At 69.8% G+C, this 19757-nt stretch carries 15 protein-coding genes and 1 pseudogene; 11 read left to right on the top strand and 5 right to left on the bottom strand.

Annotation, left to right across the window (positions count from 1 at the left end; genetic code table 11):
* Positions 1–26: 26 nt before the first annotated feature.
* Complete coding sequence (locus ACFXC1_RS20170; protein ID WP_381244468.1) at positions 27–698, top strand: NADPH-dependent F420 reductase; 672 nt, start codon at positions 27–29, stop codon at positions 696–698.
* On the opposite strand, the gene ACFXC1_RS20165 is transcribed toward ACFXC1_RS20170, so the two are convergent.
* Both ACFXC1_RS20165 and ACFXC1_RS20160 read right to left on the bottom strand, forming a co-directional pair.
* Positions 682–1368, bottom strand: a complete 687-nt coding sequence (locus tag ACFXC1_RS20165; protein ID WP_381244466.1) for a glycerophosphodiester phosphodiesterase — start codon at positions 1366–1368, stop codon at positions 682–684. The genes ACFXC1_RS20170 and ACFXC1_RS20165 overlap by 17 nt on opposite strands.
* A 37-nt stretch (positions 1369–1405) precedes the next feature.
* Positions 1406–2620 (bottom strand): annotated as a pseudogene (locus ACFXC1_RS20160) (adenosine deaminase).
* Between the two features lie 88 nt (positions 2621–2708).
* On the opposite strand from ACFXC1_RS20160, the gene ACFXC1_RS20155 reads away from it, so the two are divergent.
* Positions 2709–3494, top strand: coding sequence for a DUF4190 domain-containing protein (locus tag ACFXC1_RS20155; RefSeq protein WP_381244465.1), 786 nt, complete (start codon positions 2709–2711; stop codon positions 3492–3494).
* Between the two features lie 771 nt (positions 3495–4265).
* Here the strand turns inward: ACFXC1_RS20155 and ACFXC1_RS20150 are convergent.
* On the bottom strand, positions 4266–4853 hold the full coding sequence (locus tag ACFXC1_RS20150; protein ID WP_381244463.1) for an NADAR family protein: 588 nt from the start codon (positions 4851–4853) through the stop codon (positions 4266–4268).
* A 211-nt stretch (positions 4854–5064) separates the two neighbouring features.
* On the opposite strand from ACFXC1_RS20150, the gene ACFXC1_RS20145 reads away from it, so the two are divergent.
* From ACFXC1_RS20145 to ACFXC1_RS20110, 8 genes are all read left to right on the top strand, one after another.
* Complete coding sequence (locus ACFXC1_RS20145; RefSeq protein WP_381244461.1) at positions 5065–6600, top strand: gamma-aminobutyraldehyde dehydrogenase; 1536 nt, start codon at positions 5065–5067, stop codon at positions 6598–6600.
* A 56-nt stretch (positions 6601–6656) separates the two neighbouring features.
* Entirely contained in the window at positions 6657–7904 is a 1248-nt protein-coding gene (locus ACFXC1_RS20140) for an ABC transporter substrate-binding protein (RefSeq protein ID WP_381244460.1), read from the top strand.
* A 5-nt stretch (positions 7905–7909) separates the two neighbouring features.
* A complete protein-coding gene (locus ACFXC1_RS20135; RefSeq protein WP_051106124.1) occupies positions 7910–9064 on the top strand; it encodes an ABC transporter ATP-binding protein in 1155 nt (384 codons plus the stop codon).
* The gene (locus ACFXC1_RS20130; RefSeq protein ID WP_381244458.1) at positions 9064–9987 is read left to right on the top strand and encodes an ABC transporter permease; all 924 of its coding nucleotides are present in this window, start codon (positions 9064–9066) and stop codon (positions 9985–9987) included. Before ACFXC1_RS20135 ends, ACFXC1_RS20130 begins: the two co-directional genes overlap by 1 nt.
* Positions 9988–10788, top strand: coding sequence for an ABC transporter permease (locus ACFXC1_RS20125; RefSeq protein ID WP_262059170.1), 801 nt, complete (start codon positions 9988–9990; stop codon positions 10786–10788).
* 29 nt (positions 10789–10817) lie between these two features.
* On the top strand, positions 10818–12245 hold the full coding sequence (locus ACFXC1_RS20120) for an NAD(P)/FAD-dependent oxidoreductase (RefSeq protein ID WP_381244456.1): 1428 nt from the start codon (positions 10818–10820) through the stop codon (positions 12243–12245).
* A 125-nt stretch (positions 12246–12370) separates the two neighbouring features.
* The gene (locus tag ACFXC1_RS20115; protein ID WP_381244455.1) at positions 12371–12826 is read left to right on the top strand and encodes a bifunctional DNA primase/polymerase; all 456 of its coding nucleotides are present in this window, start codon (positions 12371–12373) and stop codon (positions 12824–12826) included.
* 112 nt (positions 12827–12938) lie between these two features.
* On the top strand, positions 12939–14711 hold the full coding sequence (locus tag ACFXC1_RS20110; RefSeq protein ID WP_381244946.1) for a chitinase: 1773 nt from the start codon (positions 12939–12941) through the stop codon (positions 14709–14711).
* On the opposite strand, the gene ACFXC1_RS20105 is transcribed toward ACFXC1_RS20110, so the two are convergent.
* Entirely contained in the window at positions 14699–15289 is a 591-nt protein-coding gene (locus ACFXC1_RS20105; RefSeq protein ID WP_381244454.1) for a phosphatase PAP2 family protein, read from the bottom strand. The genes ACFXC1_RS20110 and ACFXC1_RS20105 overlap by 13 nt on opposite strands.
* A gap of 463 nt (positions 15290–15752) precedes the next feature.
* Positions 15753–17087 carry a 4-aminobutyrate--2-oxoglutarate transaminase gene (gene gabT, locus ACFXC1_RS20100; protein ID WP_381244452.1) on the bottom strand — a complete coding sequence of 445 codons (1335 nt, stop codon included), beginning with the start codon at positions 17085–17087 and terminating at the stop codon, positions 15753–15755.
* A gap of 258 nt (positions 17088–17345) precedes the next feature.
* On the opposite strand from gabT, the gene ACFXC1_RS20095 reads away from it, so the two are divergent.
* On the top strand, positions 17346–19736 hold the full coding sequence (locus ACFXC1_RS20095; protein ID WP_381244450.1) for a type IV secretory system conjugative DNA transfer family protein: 2391 nt from the start codon (positions 17346–17348) through the stop codon (positions 19734–19736).
* Positions 19737–19757: the final 21 nt, after the last annotated feature.

Here is a 19757-nt window from a genome sequence, read left to right as displayed (position 1 = left end):
CCCGAGCGGCTTCCTACTGTCGTGCCATGCGAATCGGAATCCTCGGAACCGGCGGAATGGCGGACGCGCTCGGCGCGCAGTGGCTCCGGCCCGGACACGAAGTACTGTTCGGCGGCCGCGACTTGGGGCGGGCGGAGACTCTCGCAAGGCGACACGGCGGCGACCACGGCACCCTCCACCAGGCCGCCGACTTCGGCACCGACGCCGTGCTGATGGCACTGCCCTGGCAGGCAGCGATCGAGATCGCCCCCCAACTACCCCTCACCGGACGCGTGTTGATCGACTGCACGAACCCGGTCGGCGCGGGCTTCCGCCTGCTGACGACGGGCGCCCCCTCCGCCGCCGTACAACTCGCCGCAGCCGCAGGCCCCGAGACCCACGTCGTCAAGGCCTTCAACCTCTGCCACGAGGACGTCTGGCGCCTGACACCCCCGGTGTTCGACGGCCGCCCCCTGGGCGTCCCCCTGAGCGGCGACAACCAACAAGCCCTCGCTGTCGTACGGCAGTTGGTGCGGGACGTGGGCTGCGAACCCTTCGCGGCGGGGGAGTTGGACCAGGGCGCGGCACTACTGGAGGCGACTGCCGCGCTGCTCATCCGGTTGTGGGTGGGGGAGGGAGTGGACGCTCAATCCATCGCCCCGCCGGGGGAGTCGGCGGGCCCGCGAGCCCCGGGCGCCGCCGTCACCCCTGCTTCCTGAGCCCGCACAGGACGCCGACGCGGTTGGTGGTGATCGAGTCGACGCCCAGGTCGAGCAGCCGGCGCATCGAGCGCCGGGTGTCGGGGGTCCAGACCGACAGGAGGTAGCCGTCGCGGTGGACACGGGCGACGAGGTCCCGGTCGACCAGTGTGAAGCGGTAGTTGAGCCAGCGCGGCCGTACCGCTTCCAGGACCGCGGGGCGCGGCGGCGCGAGCGAGGTCCAGGTGAGGGCGATCTCGGCCGACGGATCGGCGGCGCGCACGGCGAGCATCCAGTCGGCGCCCGCGCAGTAGTACGCCCGGTCGGCCGCCCCGCACTCGCCGATCACGTCCACGATCCGGCGCACGGCCCCCGGGTCGGCCACGCCGGGCAGGTCGACCATCACCCGGCTGCCCTCGGTCGCGGCCAGCGCCTCCACCAGCGTCGGCACCCCGCCGTCCGTGAGCCCGCGCACCTCGTCCACCGACAGGGACTTCAGCGGCCGGTCCACTTCCCACAGCCGTTGCAGCGTCTCGTCGTGCAGCAGCACGGGCACGCCGTCCCGGGTCACTCGTACGTCGAACTCGACGGCGTCCGCGCCCTGTTCGAGCGCGGAACGCAGTGAGTCGAGGGTGTTCTCACGGGCACGGTAGGGGTCGCCGCGATGGCCCACGGCGGTCACGTTCTCCATGGGCCCATTCTGCTGGTTGTCGCGGGAGCGCCGACCGTCAGGGCGCGAGCCACGCCGAGGTGTAGGCGTCGATCTCGTCGTTGACACGGGCCTTGCCGGCCGCGTCCAGGAAGGAGGCCGCCACGGCGTTCTTCGCGAGGTCGGCGACACCGCGCTCGTCGAGGTCGAGGAGGCGGGCGGCGACCGCGTACTCGTTGTTCAGGTCGGTGCCGAACATCGGCGGGTCGTCGGAGTTGATCGTGACGAGGACCCCCGCCCGGGTGAACTCCTGGATGGGGTGCTCGTCGAGCGTGCGGACCGCGCGGGTGGCGATGTTGGAGGTCGGGCAGACCTCCAGCGCGATGCCGTGCTCGGCGAGGTGGGCGAGCAGCTTGGGGTCCTGCGCGGAACTGGTGCCGTGCCCGATGCGCTCGGCGCGCAGGTCGTTGAGCGCGTCCCACACCGTCTCGGGCCCGGTGGTCTCACCGGCGTGCGGCACGGAGCGCAGGCCGGCCGCGATGGCCCGGTCGAAGTACGGCTTGAACTGCGGCCGGGGCACCCCGATCTCCGGCCCGCCGAGCCCGAACGACACCAGCCCCTCCGGGCGCAGCCGGTCGTCGGTGGCGAGCCGCACGGTCTCCTCCGCCGCCTCCAGCCCGGCCTCACCGGGAATGTCGAAGCACCACCGCAGCACGGTCCCGAACTCCGCCTCGGCCGCCTTGCGGGCGTCCTCGATCGCGTCCATGAACGCCCGCTCGTCGATCCCGCGTCGCGTCGAGGAGAACGGCGTGATGGTCAACTCGGCGTACCGCACCTGCTGCCGGGCCATGTCCCGCGCCACTTCGTACGTCAGCAGCCGCACGTCTTCGGGCGTCCGGATGAGGTCGACCACGGACAGATAGACATCGATGAAGTGCGCGAAGTCCGTGAAGCTGAAGTAGTCGACCAGGGCCTCGGGGTCGGTGGGCACAGTGGAATCGGAGTGCCGGGCGGCCAGCTCCGAGACGATCCGCGGGGAGGCGGAGCCGACGTGGTGAACATGCAGCTCGGCCTTGGGCAGCCCGGCGATGAAGGCGTGCAGCTCGCGGGCCTGACCGGCGGCGGGTACGGCGCTGTGGTCGGACAAGGTTCCTCCCCGGAACGGCGCCCCGGGCAGTGCCGTACGGGACGCGGGTGATCGGCTGATCGATGACTCGGGATCATCGTAGGCCGGGGTGGGAGGGGACGGGGGTGGTGGTCGGCGGGGGCTGATCGCGCCGAGCCCGATCGGCATCCGCGGTGCCGTCCGTATGGCGGAACTGTCACGTGAACGCTCTAGCATGGTCCGTCTGACGGTCGACCGACGGGGACGGGGACGGGACATGGGGGACCAGACACAGCCGGACGGCGGCGCGGGAGCGAACGACGACCCGTGGGCACCCCCGGAGAACAGGCCGTCACTGGACAAGCGCGCACAGCCGCCGAGCCCCGGCCGGCAGCCGCCCCCGCAGGACCAGCCGCCGTCCCTGCACTACCAGCCCACCATGACCGCCCTCCCGTCCGACGGCTTCGCCCCGCCCGGAACTCCGCCCGCTACCGGCGCACCCGGAGTCCCGCACCCTTCCGGCGCCCCCGGCTACGGCCAGCCCAGCACACCCGCCAGCCAGCCCGGCACACCCCCGGGCCTCCCCAGCTACGGCACCCCCGGTTACGGCCCGCCCAACGCCCCGGGCGCACCCGGCATGCCAGGCGCCCCGGGAGTGCCCGGCGGCTACGGCTACCCCGGCTACCCGCAGGGCTACGGCTGGCCCGGTATGCCGATGGCCCCGCAGAACAACCTGGGCACCGCGGCCCTGGTGCTGGGCATCCTGTCCTGCTGCCTGTTCTGCGTCTACGGCATCGTCTCCCTGGTCCTCGGCATCATCGCCGTCGTCCTCGGCGTCAAGGGCAAGAAGCGGGCCGACCGCGGCCAGGCCACGAACCGGGGTCAGGCCCAGGCAGGTCTGGTCACGGGGATCATCGGCATCATCCTCGGCCTCGCCGTGATCGTCCTGCTGGTCATCGGCTTGGCGGTATACGAGAACGAGAACGGCAACCAGGACTCCGACTCGACCTCGTCCTACAACTCCGCGCCCGCCCTGACGGCCCCGATCCCGACCCAGGAGTGACCCAAGGGCCGCCCAACCGACACGCCCCTGGGCTCGCCCCGCCGAAGCGCCCCCTCGCTCTCCACCAGCGCGAGCCTGTCGCGGTTGAAGCGTCTTCCCCGGTAGGCCCCCGAGGCCCGCCCACCGAAGCCACTTCAGCCCTCGGCCCTCGCGAGCCCAGCCGTAGGGTCTTCCCCGATACGCCTCCCGATGCGCGCCTTGCTGAAGCGGCCCCGGCCCTCCTCCAACGCGCACCGCAACCGCAACCCAAGCGCCTCCCTGACCCCGCCCCTGGGCTCGCCTCGACCTTTCGTCCCAGCCATTGCCCGCCCTCCCGGTTGGGTCGAGCCCAGATCGCAACCGCAGCGGGTTCCTCGATACGCCCCCTGGTCTCGCCCGCCCCGGCCCTCCTACCTCAGCAGCTACCCCCGGCCTCCCGTCAGCGCGGCCCCATCCCCGCCGAAGCCCTCCAGGGCTTCCATCAGCGGGAACCCGGCCGCGGTCGAGGTGCCTTCGCCGATACGCCCTCAGGCTTGCCCCGCCTCCGCCTCCGCCTCCGCCTCCGCCTCCGCCTCGGCGGCTGCGCCCGGCCTCCCGTCAGCGCGGCCCCTTCTCCCGCCGAGGCCCTCCAGGGTTTCCATCAGCGGGAACCCGGCCGCGGTCGAGGTGCCTTCGCCGATACGCCCTCAGGCTTGCCCCGCCTCCGCCCCCGCCTCGGCGGCTGCCCCGGCCTCCCGTCGGCCAGCACACCAACCGCAGCCGAAGCCCCCCGGGGGGGCCGGCAGAGGCCCCCTACTCCACCCGTCCCCGCGCCTCCATCAACGCGAACCCCAGCAGATTCGGCCCCCTCCACCGCTCCGGATCCTCCGCCGCCGGGTCGTCCGCGGCCAGCCCGATCCCCCACACCCGGTCCACGGGACTCGCCTCCACCAGCACCCGATCCCCCGTGCCCAGCAGAAACGCCCGCAGTTCCGCGTCTGCCGCGAACTTGTGGACGCTCCCCTCGACGACGATCCCGAACCGCTCCCGCGCCCAGGTCTCCTCGTCGAAGCCGCGCACCAGGCGCCCCGCCTTCTTCGCCATGGACGGATGACCGGCGGAAAGCACGCGCGTGAGCGCCTCGGTGTCGCCGAACAACCGCGCCTTGCCCGCCATCATCCAGTGCTCGGCGGTCGCATACGTCACCCCGTCCACCGTGAACGGCGACGGCCACCACTGGCTCAGACAGCTCGCGCTCACGCGGCCGTCCGGGCGTGGGCGGTGGCCCCAGAAGTGCAGGTACTTGACCTTGGTCCCGGCGCGCACTTCCCTGATCAGGGCTTCCTGTGAATCGATCTTTCGCGCCGCGTCGGACGCGAGCTTCCCCGTGATCTTGTCCATACACGCGAGTCTTGCAGGCACCACTGACACTCCGTCCCCCCTTTTCCATGCGGACTCGACACCTGGTCGAAGGATTCCGTCGCGTAACCAAAAGGCAACAACGGAATCACTTGTTGGAGTCCCTTTGCTCTGTCAGGATCGGCATTCAAATCGAGCTGGAGCTACGCCACCCGCCAGCGGACGAAGCGGGGCGAAGGCGGAGGAGAGCGACATGCACAACCCGGGCAACGCCACCCCGGAACGATTCCCCGCTCAGGAGTACTTCGCGGACGGCGCGCAGTTCATCGCGGGCCGCCTGACCAAGGGCACCTCGGGTCGTACCCACGCGGTTGTCGACCCGGCGACTGGCGAGGACGTCTACACGTACGAGCTGGCCGGCACGGCCGACGTGGACGCGGCCGTCGCCGCCGCCCGCGCCGCCTTTCCGGGCTGGTCGGGCGCCACCCCCGGCGAGCGCTCCGACGCGCTGCACCGCTTCGCCGCCGTGCTCGCCGAGCGCGCCGACGACTTCGCCCGCGCCGAGTCCCTCCAGTGCGGCAAGCCCCTCAAGCTCACCCGCGAGTTCGACATCCCCGGGACCATCGACAACACGGCCTTTTTCGCCGGTGCCGCACGGCACCTCCAGGGGCAGTCGGCCGGTGAGTACTCGGGCGACCACACGTCGTACGTACGCCGTGAACCCATCGGTGTCGTCGGCTCCATCGCGCCCTGGAACTATCCCCTCCAGATGGCCGCCTGGAAGATCCTCCCGGCGATCGCGGCCGGCAACACGATCGTCCTGAAGCCCGCCGAGCTGACCCCGCTGACCTCGCTGATGTTCGCGCAGGCCGCCACCGACGCCGGTATCCCGGACGGTGTCATCAACATCGTCACGGGGACCGGGAAGGAGGCCGGGGAGCACCTCGTCGGGCATCCCGACGTGGCCATGACCTCCTTCACCGGCTCCACCGCCGTAGGCAAGCGCGTCGCCGAGATCGCGACCGCCACTGTCAAGCGCATCCACCTGGAGCTGGGCGGCAAGGCACCCTTGGTGGTCTTCGACGACGCCGATCTCGAAGCCGCTGTCAACGGAGCCGTCGCCGGTTCGCTCATCAACACCGGGCAGGACTGCACGGCCGCCACGCGCGCGTACGTGCAAAGGCCCCTCTACGAAGCGTTCGTCCAGAAGACAGCAGCTCTCATGGCGGGCGTCCGGGTCGGCGACCCGTTCGCCCCCGGCACCGACCTCGGGCCGCTGATCTCGCACGTCCAGCGCGACCGCGTGGCCGGTTTCGTCGACCGGGCGCGTGGCTACGCGCGCGTGGTGACCGGCGGCGAGGCTCCTCAGGGAGATCTCAAGAACGGCGCGTACTATCGCCCCACCCTGGTCGCGGACGCCGCCCAGGACAGCGAGATCGTGCAGTCGGAGCTCTTCGGCCCGGTCCTCGTGGTGCTGCCCTTCGACAGCGACGACGAGGGCATCGCGCTCGCCAACGACACCCCGTACGGGCTCGCCGCCTCCGCGTGGACCCAGGGCGTCTACCGGGCCAACCGCGCGACCCGCGAGATCAAGGCCGGCTGCGTGTGGATCAACGACCACATCCCGATCATCAGCGAGATGCCCCACGGCGGCTACAAGGCGTCCGGCTTCGGCAAGGACATGTCCGCCTACTCGTTCGAGGAGTACACCCAGATCAAGCACGTCATGTTCGACAACACGGCGGTGGCCCGCAAGGACTGGCACCGCACGATCTTCGGGGACCGATAGCAGAACTGACGGCCGCCCAAGGCGCCGCCGTCTCCTCCCGAAAGGGCAGCACGCGCATGAAGCAGTACGAGCCCGACCGCCTGACCCCGGCCGAAATGGCCGCCGTCCGGCGCAGCTTCCGCAAGAGCAGGTCCGCGTGGACCCGCCGTTCGGTGCTGCGCGCCTCCGCCGGCGGCGCGCTCGCGGTCGGCGGTCTCGGGGCCCTCAGCGGCTGCGGGATCCCCGCGGCAGGCAAGACGCAGGGCGGCGTGTCCGCCGACGACCACTCGGCCACGGAGAAGGAGATCGACTTCTCGAACTGGCCCGAGTACATCGACACGGACGACAGCGGCAAGCACCGGCCCACCCTGGACGCGTTCACCAAACGGACCGGCATCAAGGTCAAGTACACCGAGGACATCAACGACAACGACGAGTTCTTCGGCAAGATCCAGCCGCAGCTCGCCGCCGGCCAGCCCACCGGCCGCGACCTGATCGTCCTCACCGACTGGCTGGCCGCCCGCATGATCCGCCTGGGCTACGTCCAGAAACTGGACGCGTCCAACCTGCCGCACGCCTACGCCAACCTGTCGGACCAGTTCCGCAGCCCCGACTGGGACCCCGGCCGGGCGTACTCGTACGTATGGCAGGGCATCTCGACCGTCATCGCCTACAACAAGAAGGCGCTCGACGGCGTCGAGGTGAAGTCGATCTCCGACCTCCTCGACAACCCCAAGCTCAAGGGCCGCGTCGGCTTCCTCACCGAGATGCGCGACAGCGTCGGCATGACCATGCTCGACATGGGCAAGGACCCGGCGAAGTTCACCACCGACGACTACGACGCGGTCATCGCCCGCCTCCAGAAGGCCGTCGACAAGGGCCAGATCCGCCGCTTCACGGGCAACGACTACACGTCGGACCTCACCAAGGGCGACTTCGCCGCGTGCGTCGCCTGGGGCGGCGACATCGTCCAACTCCAGTCGGACAACCCGGACGTGGGCTATGTCATCCCCGAGGCCGGCTACATGACCTCGACCGACAACCTGCTGATCCCCAACAAGGCGCGCCACAAGACGAACGCCGAGCGGCTGATCGACTACTACTACGAGCCCGAACCGGCCGCCGAACTCGCCGCCTACGTCAACTACGTCAGCCCGGTCGCGGACGTGAAGCCGTATCTCGCGAAGATCGACAAGTCGGCGGCGAGCAACCCGCTGATCCTTCCCGACAAGGCCATGGCGGCCAAGTCCCACGCCTTCCGCTCCCTGAGCTCGAAGGAAGAGACGGCCTACCAGCAGAAGTTCGCAAAGCTCACAGGGGCGTGACGACGATGAACACCAAGGACACCAGCGGCGACGTCCGCCTCTCCGGTATCAGCAAGACCTACGACAACGGCTTCACAGCAGTGCAGCCGCTGGACCTGACAGTGCCCCAGGGCTCCTTCTTCGCCCTGCTCGGCGCCTCCGGCTGCGGCAAGACCACCACCCTGCGCATGATCGCCGGCCTGGAGGAACCTTCCTCCGGCACCGTCCACCTCGGCGACCAGGAGGTCACCAACCTCCCGCCGTACAAGCGGCCCGTGAACACCGTCTTCCAGTCGTACGCCCTCTTCCCGCACCTCGACATCTTCGAGAACGTCGCCTTCGGTCTGCGCCGCCGGGGCATCAAGTCGGTGAAACAGCAGGTCGTCGACATGCTCGACCTGGTCCAACTCGGCGAGCAGGCACGGAAGAAGCCGCACCAGCTGTCGGGCGGCCAGCAGCAGCGCGTCGCCGTGGCCCGCGCGCTGATCAACCACCCGAAGGTGCTCCTCCTCGACGAGCCCCTCGGCGCCCTAGACCTCAAGCTGCGCCGCCAGATGCAGCTGGAGCTCAAGCGCATCCAGACCGAGGTCGGCATCACCTTCGTGCACGTCACGCACGACCAGGAGGAGGCCATGACCATGGCCGACACGGTCGCCGTGATGAACGCGGGCCGTGTCGAGCAGCTCGGCTCGCCCAGCGACCTCTACGAGAACCCGAACACCACCTTCGTCGCCAACTTCCTCGGTACCTCCAACCTCATCGAGGCCGAGGTCGACTCCAAGTCCGGCGACGACATCGTCCTCAAGGCGGGCGGCGGCAAGCTCGTCCTGCCCGAGGCGCGATGTTCGGCGCCCACGACGACCGGCGGCAAGGTCCTGGTCGGCGTACGGCCGGAGAAGATCACCCTCACGCCCGCCGACGACGCGGGCGAGATCCCGGCCGGCCGCAACCGCATCACCGGCAAGATCGCCGACTCCAGCTTCATCGGCGTCTCCACCCAGTACGTCATCGACAGCCCGGTCTGCCCCGAGTTCGAGGTCTACGCCCAGAACATCGACCGTGACTCCCGGCTGCGGCCCGGCGCCGACGTCGTCCTGCACTGGAACCCGGCCCACACCTTCGGCCTCGACGCGGCACAGGACATCGACGCGGGCGTCGACACCGAGGAGGAGGCCGCCTGATGGCCGCTGTCACCGAGGCGCCGCCCCTGGCGCCCGCGCCGGAGAAGAAGCCTCCGCGCAAGAGGGGCCGCTGGACGCCGTACTGGCTGCTGCTGCCCGGCATTCTCTGGCTGATCGTCTTCTTCGCGCTGCCGATGATCTACCAGGGCTCCACGTCGATCCAGACGGGCTCCCTGGAGGACGGCTACAAGGTCACCTGGCACTTCTCGACCTACTGGGACGCGGTGTCCGAGTACTGGCCGCAGTTCGTGCGCTCGGGCCTCTACGCCGCAGCCGCGACCATCCTCTGTCTGCTGCTCGGCTACCCGCTCGCGTACCTCATCGCCTTCCGCGCGGGACGCTGGCGCAACCTGATCATGATCCTGGTGATCGCGCCGTTCTTCACCAGCTTCCTGATCCGCACGCTCGCCTGGAAGACGATCCTCGCGGACAGCGGCCCGGTCGTCGGCGCCCTCAACACGCTGCACGTCCTGGACGTCACCAACTGGCTCGGCTGGACCTCCGGCGACCGCGTCCTCGCCACCCCGCTCGCGGTGGTCTGCGGACTGACGTACAACTTCCTGCCGTTCATGGTCCTGCCGCTCTACACCTCGCTGGAGCGCATCGACGGACGGCTGCACGAAGCGGCCGGCGACCTGTACGCCAAGCCCTTCACCACCTTCCGCAAGGTCACCTTCCCGCTGTCGATGCCCGGCGTCGTCTCCGGCACCCTGCTGACCTTCATCCCGGCGGCCGGTGACTACGTCAACGCCGAACTTCTCGGCTCCACCGACACCCGCATGATCGGCAACGTCATCCAGACGCAGTTCCTGCGCATTCTGGACTACCCGACGGCGGCGGCTCTTTCCTTCGTCCTCATGGCCGCCATTCTCGCCATGGTGACCATCTACATTCGCAAGTCCGGGACGGAGGATCTGGTCTAAATGGCAGTCGTACGCTGGTTCAAGCGCCATTTCGTAGTCATCGCGGGCCTGTTGACCCTCGGCTATCTCCTGCTCCCGAACGTCATCGTCACGGTGTTCTCCTTCAACAAGCCGAAGGGGCGCTTCAATTACGAGTGGCAGCAGTTCTCGCTGGACGCCTGGAAGCAGCCGTGCGGTGTCGCCGACATGTGCGGCTCGCTCTCCATCAGCCTCCAGATCGCGGTCTGGGCGACCATCGGCGCCACCGTCCTCGGCACGATGATCGCCTTCGCGCTGGTCCGCTACCGCTTCCGCGCCCGCGGTGCCGTCAACTCGCTGATCTTCCTGCCGATGGCGATGCCCGAGGTCGTCATGGCGGCCTCGCTGCTCACCCTGTTCCTCAACATGGGCGCCCAACTGGGCTTCTACACCATCCTGATCGCCCACATCATGTTCTGCCTCAGCTTCGTCGTCACCGCCGTCAAGGCCCGCGTGATGTCGATGGACCCGCGTCTGGAGGAGGCGGCCCGGGACCTCTACGCCGGTCCGGTGCAGACGTTCGTCAGGGTCACCCTCCCCATCGCGGCCCCCGGAATCGCGGCGGGCGCGCTGCTCTCCTTCGCGCTCTCCTTCGACGATTTCATCATCACCAATTTCAACGCGGGTTCGACCGTCACCTTCCCCATGTTCGTCTGGGGATCGGCACAGCGCGGGACACCCGTTCAGATCAATGTCATCGGTACGGCCATGTTCCTCGTCGCCGTATTGTTGGTGCTCGTCTCCATGGTGATCACCAACCGCCGCAACAAGGTAAAGGCATAACCGCTAGCGCCCTGTAGGGAGTTGAAATCATGGCCCCGAGCGCCATGAGCCGCAGCAACAATTGGACCAAGTCTCTTTCCGAAGCCCGGCCGGTCCCGTACTGGCTGGACGACCCCGGCAAGCCCCACCCCGAGCCCGCGCTCACCGGCGCCGAGACCTGCGACCTGCTGGTCGTCGGCGGCGGCTACAGCGGACTGTGGACCGCGCTCATCGCGAAAGAGCGCGACCCGCAACGGGATGTCGTCCTGCTGGAAGGCCGCGAGGCGGGCTGGGCCGCCTCGGGCCGCAACGGCGGCTTCTGCGCCGCCTCCCTCACCCACGGCCTGTCCAACGGCCTCACCCGCTGGCCCGACGAGATCCACCAGCTGGAGAAGCTGGGCGCCCGCAACCTCGACGAGATCGAGAATGCGGTCGCCCGCTACTCCCTGGACTGCGAGTTCGAGCGCACCGGCGAGATCGACGTCGCCACCGAACCGCACCAGGCCGAGGAACTCCACGACTGGTACGGCGAGTTGGAGAGCAAGGGCCTCGCCGACGGCACCGAGTTCCTCGACGCGGAAGCGGTCCGCGAACAGGTCGACTCGCCGACCTTCCTGGCCGGCCTGTACGACAGCCGGGGCGTCGCGATGCTCAACCCGGCCAAACTGGCCTGGGGGTTGAAGCGCGCCTGCCTCCGACTCGGCGTCCGTATCTACGAACACACCCCCGCCCTCGCCCTCAAGCCGTACGGCGCCGGGATGGCCGTACGCACGCCCTACGGTTCGGTCCGCGCCCGCCGGGTCGCGCTCGGCACCAACATCTTCCCGAACCTGATCAAGCGGGTCCGCTCGTACACCGTCCCGGTCTACGACTACGCGCTGATGACCGAACCGCTCTCCGCCGACCAGTTGGCGTCGATCGGCTGGAAGAACCGCCAGGGCCTGGGCGATTCGGCGAACCAGTTCCACTACTTCCGGCTCTCCGCCGACAACCGCATCCTGTGGGGCGGTTACGACGCGATCTACCCCTACGGCGGCCGGGTGCGCGCCGAGTACGACGACCGGCCGGAGACCTACGCCAAGCTCGCCGAGCACTTCTTCACCTGCTTCCCGCAGTTGGAGGGGCTCAACTTCTCGCACGCCTGGGGCGGCGCGATCGACACCTGCTCGCGCTTCTCGGCGTTCTTCGGCACCGCCCACCAGGGCAAGGTGGCCTACGCGGCGGGCTTCACCGGCCTCGGCGTCGGCGCGACCCGCTTCGGCGCGGACGTGATGCTGGACCTGCTCGCGGGGGAGCGGACCGAGCGCACGGAACTCGAGATGGTCCGCAAGAAGCCGCTGCCCTTCCCGCCCGAGCCCTTCGCCTGGACCGGCATCGCGCTCACCAAGTGGTCGCTGGCCCGCGCCGACGACCACGGCGGCCGGCGCAACCTGTGGCTGAAGACGATGGACAAGCTGGGCCTGGGCTTCGACAGCTGAGCCCCACCTGCGAGGTGTGACCCGGTTCACTCCTTCGAGGGGCCGGAACCCGCGTAATGCCGACGGCCGACCTCCCTCTCTCCTGTGACGCGACCAGCGTCGACATGAGAAAGGGAGGTCTCCTCATGACTGGGGCGAAGACGGCCGTCGAGTGGCTGGCATCCGTGGCTCCGGATCCGGAGGCCTGCCGCTGGGAATGGGAGCGCAACCCCATGGGGATCGCGCTGCTGCCCGCCGGCAAGGCCTGGGACGTACTCATCCTGCCGGGTGAGCTCGGTTATCCCACGCTCGATGTGCTCACCCGGGTCATCGATCAACCGGGCCCGGTACTCGTCGACTTCGGCGACGCACGCATGGGTTTCCTGGTACCGCCCGGTACCGCGGCCCGCTGGCTCGGCACCGGGATCCGTACGGCGGGACTCGGCACGTGGATCGTCGTGCCGTACCCCGGCCGGTCGACCGGCGGAGTCCGCTGGCTGGTACCGCCGGACGGCTCCGGCACCCTCACCGACCCCGCACTCCTCGAACTCGCCATGCACGAGGCGGCGGCGGGGCTGGCGACGGAAGGGGGCGACGGGTGAGCGGGTGAGGTCTTGACAAGCTAATTGGTCTGGACCAAATTGGGCGCGCTCCACCCCTCCAATTCCCCCATGCCCGGAGGCACTTGTGGATCGCTCCAGACCTGTCCTCGCCATGCTCACGGCCGCCCTGCTGGCCGTACCCGGCATCACCGCACTCTCGTCGGCCGCCCGTGCGGCCGACGCGGACCTGGCGAAGAACGGCGGCTTCGAGTCCGGCCTCGACAACTGGTCCTGTTCCGCGAGCAGCGGTACGACGGTCAAGTCGCCCGTGCACGGCGGCAGTTCGGCATTGCAGGCGACCCCGGCCGGCAACGACTACGCCCAGTGCGCGCAGACGGTGACCGTGAAACCGAACTCGCAGTACTCGCTCGCCGGTTACGTCCGCGGCAGCTACGTCTACCTCGGCGCGAGCGGCACCGGCACCACGGACGTCTCCACCTGGACCCAATCGGCCCCCGACTGGCAGCGGTTGACGACGAGCTTCACCACCGGCGCGTCCACCACCAAGGTCACGATCTACACCCACGGCTGGTACGCCACCGGTGCCTACTACGCCGACGACATCTCCCTCACCGGCCCGGCGGTCGACGTAGGGACGCCGCCAACCACCCCCACAGGCCTCGCCGTTGGCACGATCAACTCCTCCTCCGTCGCCCTCTCCTGGTCCGCCGTCACCGGCGCGACGAGCTACGCGATCTACCGCGACGGCGTGAAAGTCCAGACGGCGAGCGGGACTTCGGCCACCGTGAGCGGACTGTCGGCCGCGACGGCGTACAGCTTCCAGGTCGCTGCGGTCAACGACGCGGGCGAGTCCGCCAAGTCGACGGCGGTCACCGCGACCACCTCCACCGGTTCGGGCCCCAGTACCGGACTGCCCACCCACGCCCTCGTCGGCTACCTGCACGCGAGCTTCGCCAACGGCTCCGGCTACACGCGCCTGGCCGACGTCCCCGACAGCTGGGACGTCATCGACCTGGCCTTCGGTGAACCCACCTCCGCGACTTCCGGCGACATCCGCTTCAACCGGTGCCCGGCCAGCGAGTGCGCGAACGTCGAGAGCGACACCGACTTCAAGGCGGCCATCAAGGCCAAACAGGCGGCAGGGAAGAAGGTGCTGATCTCCATAGGCGGCGCCAACGGCCAGGTCCAACTGACCACCACGGCAGCCAGGGACACCTTCGTCTCCTCGGTCTCGAACATCATCGACACCTACGGACTCGACGGCCTGGACATCGACTTCGAGGGCCACTCGCTCTCCCTGGACGCGAGCGACACCAACTTCAAGAGCCCCACAACTCCCGTGGTGGTCAACCTGATCGCCGCCCTGAAGACGCTGAAGGCCAAGTACGGCTCGAAGTTCGTGCTGAGCATGGCGCCCGAGACGTTCTTCGTGCAGATGGGCTATCAGTTCTACGGCACCGGCAAGTTCGGCGGCCAGGACCCGAGGTGCGGCGCGTATCTGCCCGTCATCTACGCACTGCGCGACGACCTCACCCTGCTGCACGTCCAGGACTACAACTCGGGCCCGATCATGGGCCTCGACGGGCAGTACCACACCATGGGCGGCGCCGACTTCCACATCGCGATGACCGACATGCTGCTCACCGGCTTCCCGGTCGCGGGCGACACCACCAACATGTTCCCGGCCCTGCGCCCCGACCAGATCGCCATCGGCATGCCGGCGTCGGTCAACGCGGGCAACGGCTACGTGGCTCCCGCCGAGGTCACCAAAACCCTGGACTGCCTGACGAAGAAGGTGAGTTGCGGCTCGTACACGACCCACGGCACCTGGCCGACCCTGCGCGGCCTGATGACCTGGTCGATCAACTGGGACCGCTACTCGAACTGGGAGTTCCAGAAGACGTTCGACGGCTACTTCGGCTGAGGCTCGCTCCGAAAGCGGCCGAGAAACAGCCGCAGCGAGGCGAGCAGCACGGTCCCGAGACACCAACTGGCCACCACGTCCAGTGGCCAGTGGTAGCCCCGCCGGACCAGCCCGAAGCTGACGGCGGCGACGAGGAGGGCGCAGACGGCAACGGCTCCGCGGCGGGCGTACGACGTCCGGAGCCAAGGAAGGAGGACGAGCGTCGAGGCGCCGTAGGCGATCATCGCGGTGGCCGTGTGGCCGGAGGGGTAGTAGCCGGTGCCGGGCGGGACGGCCGGGGTGCCGCCGCGGGCGATCAGTTCCTTGACGGGGACGATCAGCGCCGGGACCAGGGCCATCAGCACGGCCCCCGCGAGGGGTGACAGCCACCAGCGGTCCGTACCACTGACACGGCCGCGCCAGGCGACGTAGACCAGCACCACGACGAGAACGGGAACCGCGACCTGGACGTTGCCGAGGTCGGCGAGGAGTTCGGAGAAGTGGTCCGGGTGGACGAGTGCGCGGCTCAGGCGCTCGTCCAAGCGGAGGAGCGGGCCGTCGGCTGCCACCTGCCAGGTGATCACCGCGAAGAGCAGCACGGGAAGGGCGAGAAGGAGCCAGAAAAAGGAGGTCGGCCGGCCCGGAACAGGGGGGGTAGTTCCGGGCCGGCCGTCCGGATCGGAACGTCGGCCGCCCCGGGGGGTTTGGGGCGGGCGACTGTCCGATCGGTGAGGAGATTCGGAGCCGGAGGCTCCTGTTGTGTGCGCGAGGGCACGACCAGGGCGAAGCTGGGGAGGCCTCGTCCTGAAGTCGCCCACAGTCCCCTGTGGGCGGGGTGTATCTCTCATCTGGGTAGAACCTACGGCAGTGACTGGAGGGAAGACAGGCGGATTCGCGTCCCGTCATGCACCCCGCACACCTTCTTCACACGGCCTGACGCCCGCCGCCCCAGCCTGTGAATCACGGCGGATGAAAGGGCTGGGGCGGATGGGACGCGTGAGGCGCGGCCCCTGTGCGGGAGCTGCGGGCTCCCTGTGGCCCGGAAGTACGGGAGAGGGTGGCTCAGATACGTGCGAACGCCTGCTCGATGATGTCCAGGCCCTCGGTCAGCAGGTCCTCCCCGATCACCAGCGGGGGCAGGAAGCGGAGGACGTTGCCGTAAGTGCCACAGGTCAGGACCAGCAGCCCCTCCTGGTGGCAGGCCTTGGCGAGCGCGGCCGTCGCCTCCTGGTTCGGCTCCTTGGTCGTACGGTCCTTGACCAGCTCGATGGCGATCATCGCGCCGCGCCCCCGCACATCGCCGATGATGTCGAACTTCTCGGCCATGGCACCGAGCCGGGCCTTCATCACGGCCTCGATGTTCTTCGCCTTGGCGTTGAGGTCGAGCTCCTTCATCGTCTCGATGGCACCGAGGGCACCGGCGCAGGCGACCGGGTTGCCGCCGTACGTACCGCCCAGACCACCGGCGTGCGCGGCGTCCATGATCTCGGCGCGACCGGTGACGGCGGCGAGCGGCAGGCCGCCCGCGATCCCCTTCGCGGTGGTGATCAGGTCCGGGACGACACCCTCGTCCTCGCACGCGAACCACTGACCCGTACGGCAGAACCCGGACTGGATCTCGTCGGCGACGAACACGATCCCGTTGGCCTTGGCGAATTCACTCAGCGCGGGCAGGAAGCCCTTCGCCGGCTCGATGAAGCCGCCCTCGCCGAGGACCGGCTCGATGATGATCGCGGCGACGTTGTCGGCGCCGATCTGCTTGTTGATCATGTCGATGGCCTGCGCGGAGGCCTCGGCACCGGCGTTCTCCGCACCGGTCGGCCAGCGGTAGCCGTAGGCGACGGGAACGCGGTACACCTCGGGCGCGAACGGCCCGAACCCGTTCTTGTACGGCATGTTCTTCGAGGTCAGCGCCATCGTCAGGTTGGTCCGGCCGTGGTACCCGTGGTCGAACACGACGACGGCCTGCCGCTTCGTGTACGCCCGCGCGATCTTCACGGCGTTCTCGACGGCCTCGGCGCCGGAGTTGAACAGCGCGGACTTCTTGGCGTGGTCACCCGGGGTCAGCTCGGCCAGCGCCTCCGCGACCTCGACGTATCCCTCGTAGGGCGTGACCATGAAACAGGTGTGGGTGAAGTCGGCGAGCTGCGCGGTGGCACGGCGTACGACGGCCTCGGCGGAGGCGCCGACGCTCGTCACCGCGATACCGGAACCGAAGTCGATCAGCCGGTTCCCGTCGACGTCCTCGATGATCCCGCCGCCCGCGCGCGCGGTGAACACGGGCAGCACGGAACCCACACCGGCCGCGACCGCCGCGGTACGGCGGGCCTGCAGTTCCTGGGACTTCGGGCCGGGGATCGCGGTGACGACGCGGCGCTCCTGCGGAAGTGCGGTCATGAGGGGCTCCTGGGGTGGTGCGGACGCTTGCGCGCTGTCCTGTTTCTTTTTCTTCCTTTCTCGCAGGCTAGGACCGGGGGCGAGGGGTGGGCATGCTCCATGTGGGCGGTGTCGGCGCCGCGGGTTGTCCGCCGTGGACAGTGTCGGGTTCGCGTCGCTTGTCGCGCGCCGGGCCGCGTAAACGGTGAACTCCCCTTGCCGGCGCGTTAGATTGACTCGCTGACGATGCACGGAACGGCTGGTCAAGGGGCGAGGGCGATGGACAGCGACGGGACGCGGGACGCGCGGGGTACGCATGCGAATCCTGTGCCGCGCCCGGCACGGCCTACGGAGGCGGCGGGGGTGCCGCCGAGGCCTGCGCACCCCCCCGGCCCGGTCGGCGCCGCCGTGGCCGACTGGCTCAACGAGCCCCGGCCGGCCGCCGGTCCTGGTATCTGGCGGTTCGGGTACCGCGTGCCCAAGCCGGAGAGGGGCACCGACCGGCTGTCCCCGATCACCATCGTCGGCGTGGTCGTCCCGCTCGTCGTGGGCATGGTGCTGTGGTCGCTGTGGCGGCACGGCAGCATCCCGTACCAATGGGCGCTGCTGAAGGTGTTCACCCCGGACGACTGGTGGTGGGCCGGCACCACGGCACCCAAGGGCAAGGGCTTCGACGCCGTGGCGGTGGCCGACGGCGTGTTCTTCGGCATCCTGGTCTACGGCATGGGGCGCCTGGGGAGCTGGCCCGAGATCATCCGGCACCTGGTCACGCGCCGCCCGCAGCCGGCCCGGGCGCTGCTCGCGCTGCTGGGTGCCGTGGTCGCGGAGAACCTGGTCGTGATCCCGAGCGTCTTCGACGTCGGCTGGAACGCGCTTCCGGTGGCCGGTCCGGTCTACCACCTCATCAACCTCTTCCCGGGCGGCTACGACTTCATCTCCACACCGCTGATGGGCAACCTGCTCTACGTGGTCATCGGCGTCCTGCTCCTCTGGCCGTTCGCCCGGATCGGCGGCTGGCTGCCACTTCTCCGCGAGCGGTACGCCCCACGCGACACTGCCGCCGCGACGGTCGCTGCCGAGCCGGCGCCGGCCGACGGTTCACGGGCCCACTGGCCCGAACTGCGCGAGGCGGGGCAGTTCGAGGCCGCGGACGTCCTCACCCACGAGGTACTGGCGGGGCGGATGAACGACGTGGACTGCGCGCGCGTCGAGCACGCCTGGAAGCGGGCCCGGCGGACCGGCGACCTCTCCTCCTTCACCCGCACCGTGCTGCGGGACGCCGGCGCTGCCTGGACCCACCCCTCCGGCTCCCGCGACCTGCCCGGCCGCATCGCGCGGCACGACCTGCTCGCCGGTCAGGTGCGGATCGGGACCTGGGCGCCGGGTGAGCGCACCGCGCTCGCCTACCGCGGCGTCGGCACCGCGCTCGGCCCGGACACGCTGGGGACCTCGCTGCTCGTCGTCGGACCCTCGGGTTCGGGCAAGACACGGCACGTGGTGCGGCCGTTGGTCGAGAACCTCACCCTCCAGGCCCTCACTGGCCGGTGCGCCGTCGTCGCGGTGTGCGCGGCCGGTGCGCCGCTCGGCCCGGACGACGCGTTCGACGTGATCGTCAGGGTCGGGGATCCGGGGTCCGTCCACGACCTCGACCCGTACGCCGAGTCCACCGACCCCGACGAAGCCGCCGCCCTGCTCGCGGAGGCCCTGGCCGGAGACCTCGACACGGTGGACACGCAGCGTGCCGCCGGCGCTCTGGCCCAGCTCCTCGGGCCCTACCGGGCCGCGTACGGCAGGTTCCCCGCACTGCCCGTACTGCGCGAACTCCTCGAGGGCGAGCCGAGGGTGCTGGCGGAGCTGAGCGGGGCACTCACCGACGACGGACACGCCATGATGCGGCGTGAACTCGACTCCCGTATGCGCCACGCAGGCGGTGGCAACGACCCCGGCCAGGCCCTCGCCGACCGGCTCGCGCTGCTCGACCGCCCGGTGTTCGCCGAGTTCTTCGGAGCGGGTAGCGGGACCGTACGGCCGTTCTCGCTGCGAGCCGTCGCCCACCACCCGCTGCGGGTCCGTATCGACCTGCCCGAACACGGGCACGACGAGGCGGCCAAGGTGCTCACCCGGCTGGTCCTCGCGCAGTTCACCGCGGTCGTACGCGGCCGCGAGCGCGGGCACTTCGCCTGCCTCGTGCTCGACGACGCCACCGGCACCGTGACCACCGAGTCACTGCGCCGGATCCAGCGGCTGCGCTCCGAGGACGCGGGTGTCGTCCTCGCCCTGCGCACCGTCGGTGAGGTGCCCGAGGCCCTGCACGGCCCGCTCTACGGCGCGGTCGGCTGCCGGATGGCGCTGGCCGGCGTCACCACCTGGGACGGCAGCCGCTTCGCGCAGGCCTGGGGCACCGAGTGGGTGGAGACCACGGATGTCGCCAAGCACACCGTCTTCGCCGACCAGCCCATGACCCGCGCCATCCACGCCCTCCGTAAACTCGTCACCGGCAAGGCCGTGACCACGGAGGCCGTGACCGTCCGCCAGGTCGAACGGGAGCGCTGGTCCGCGTCCGAGCTGGCGCACGGTGTGCCGGCCGGGCACGCGGTGCTGTCCCTGACCAGCGTGAAAGGGGAACACGCGCCTCCGCTGCTGGTGGATCTGCGCGGCCAGGGGCACTGAACCGGACATACGGGGGCGTCG

Source organism: Streptomyces hokutonensis, from assembly GCF_042751305.1.
GTDB classification, from domain to species: Bacteria; Actinomycetota; Actinomycetes; order Streptomycetales; family Streptomycetaceae; genus Streptomyces; species Streptomyces hokutonensis_A.
Note: the sequence above shows the minus strand (reverse complement) of the source record. Positions and strands in the feature narration are given on the sequence as shown.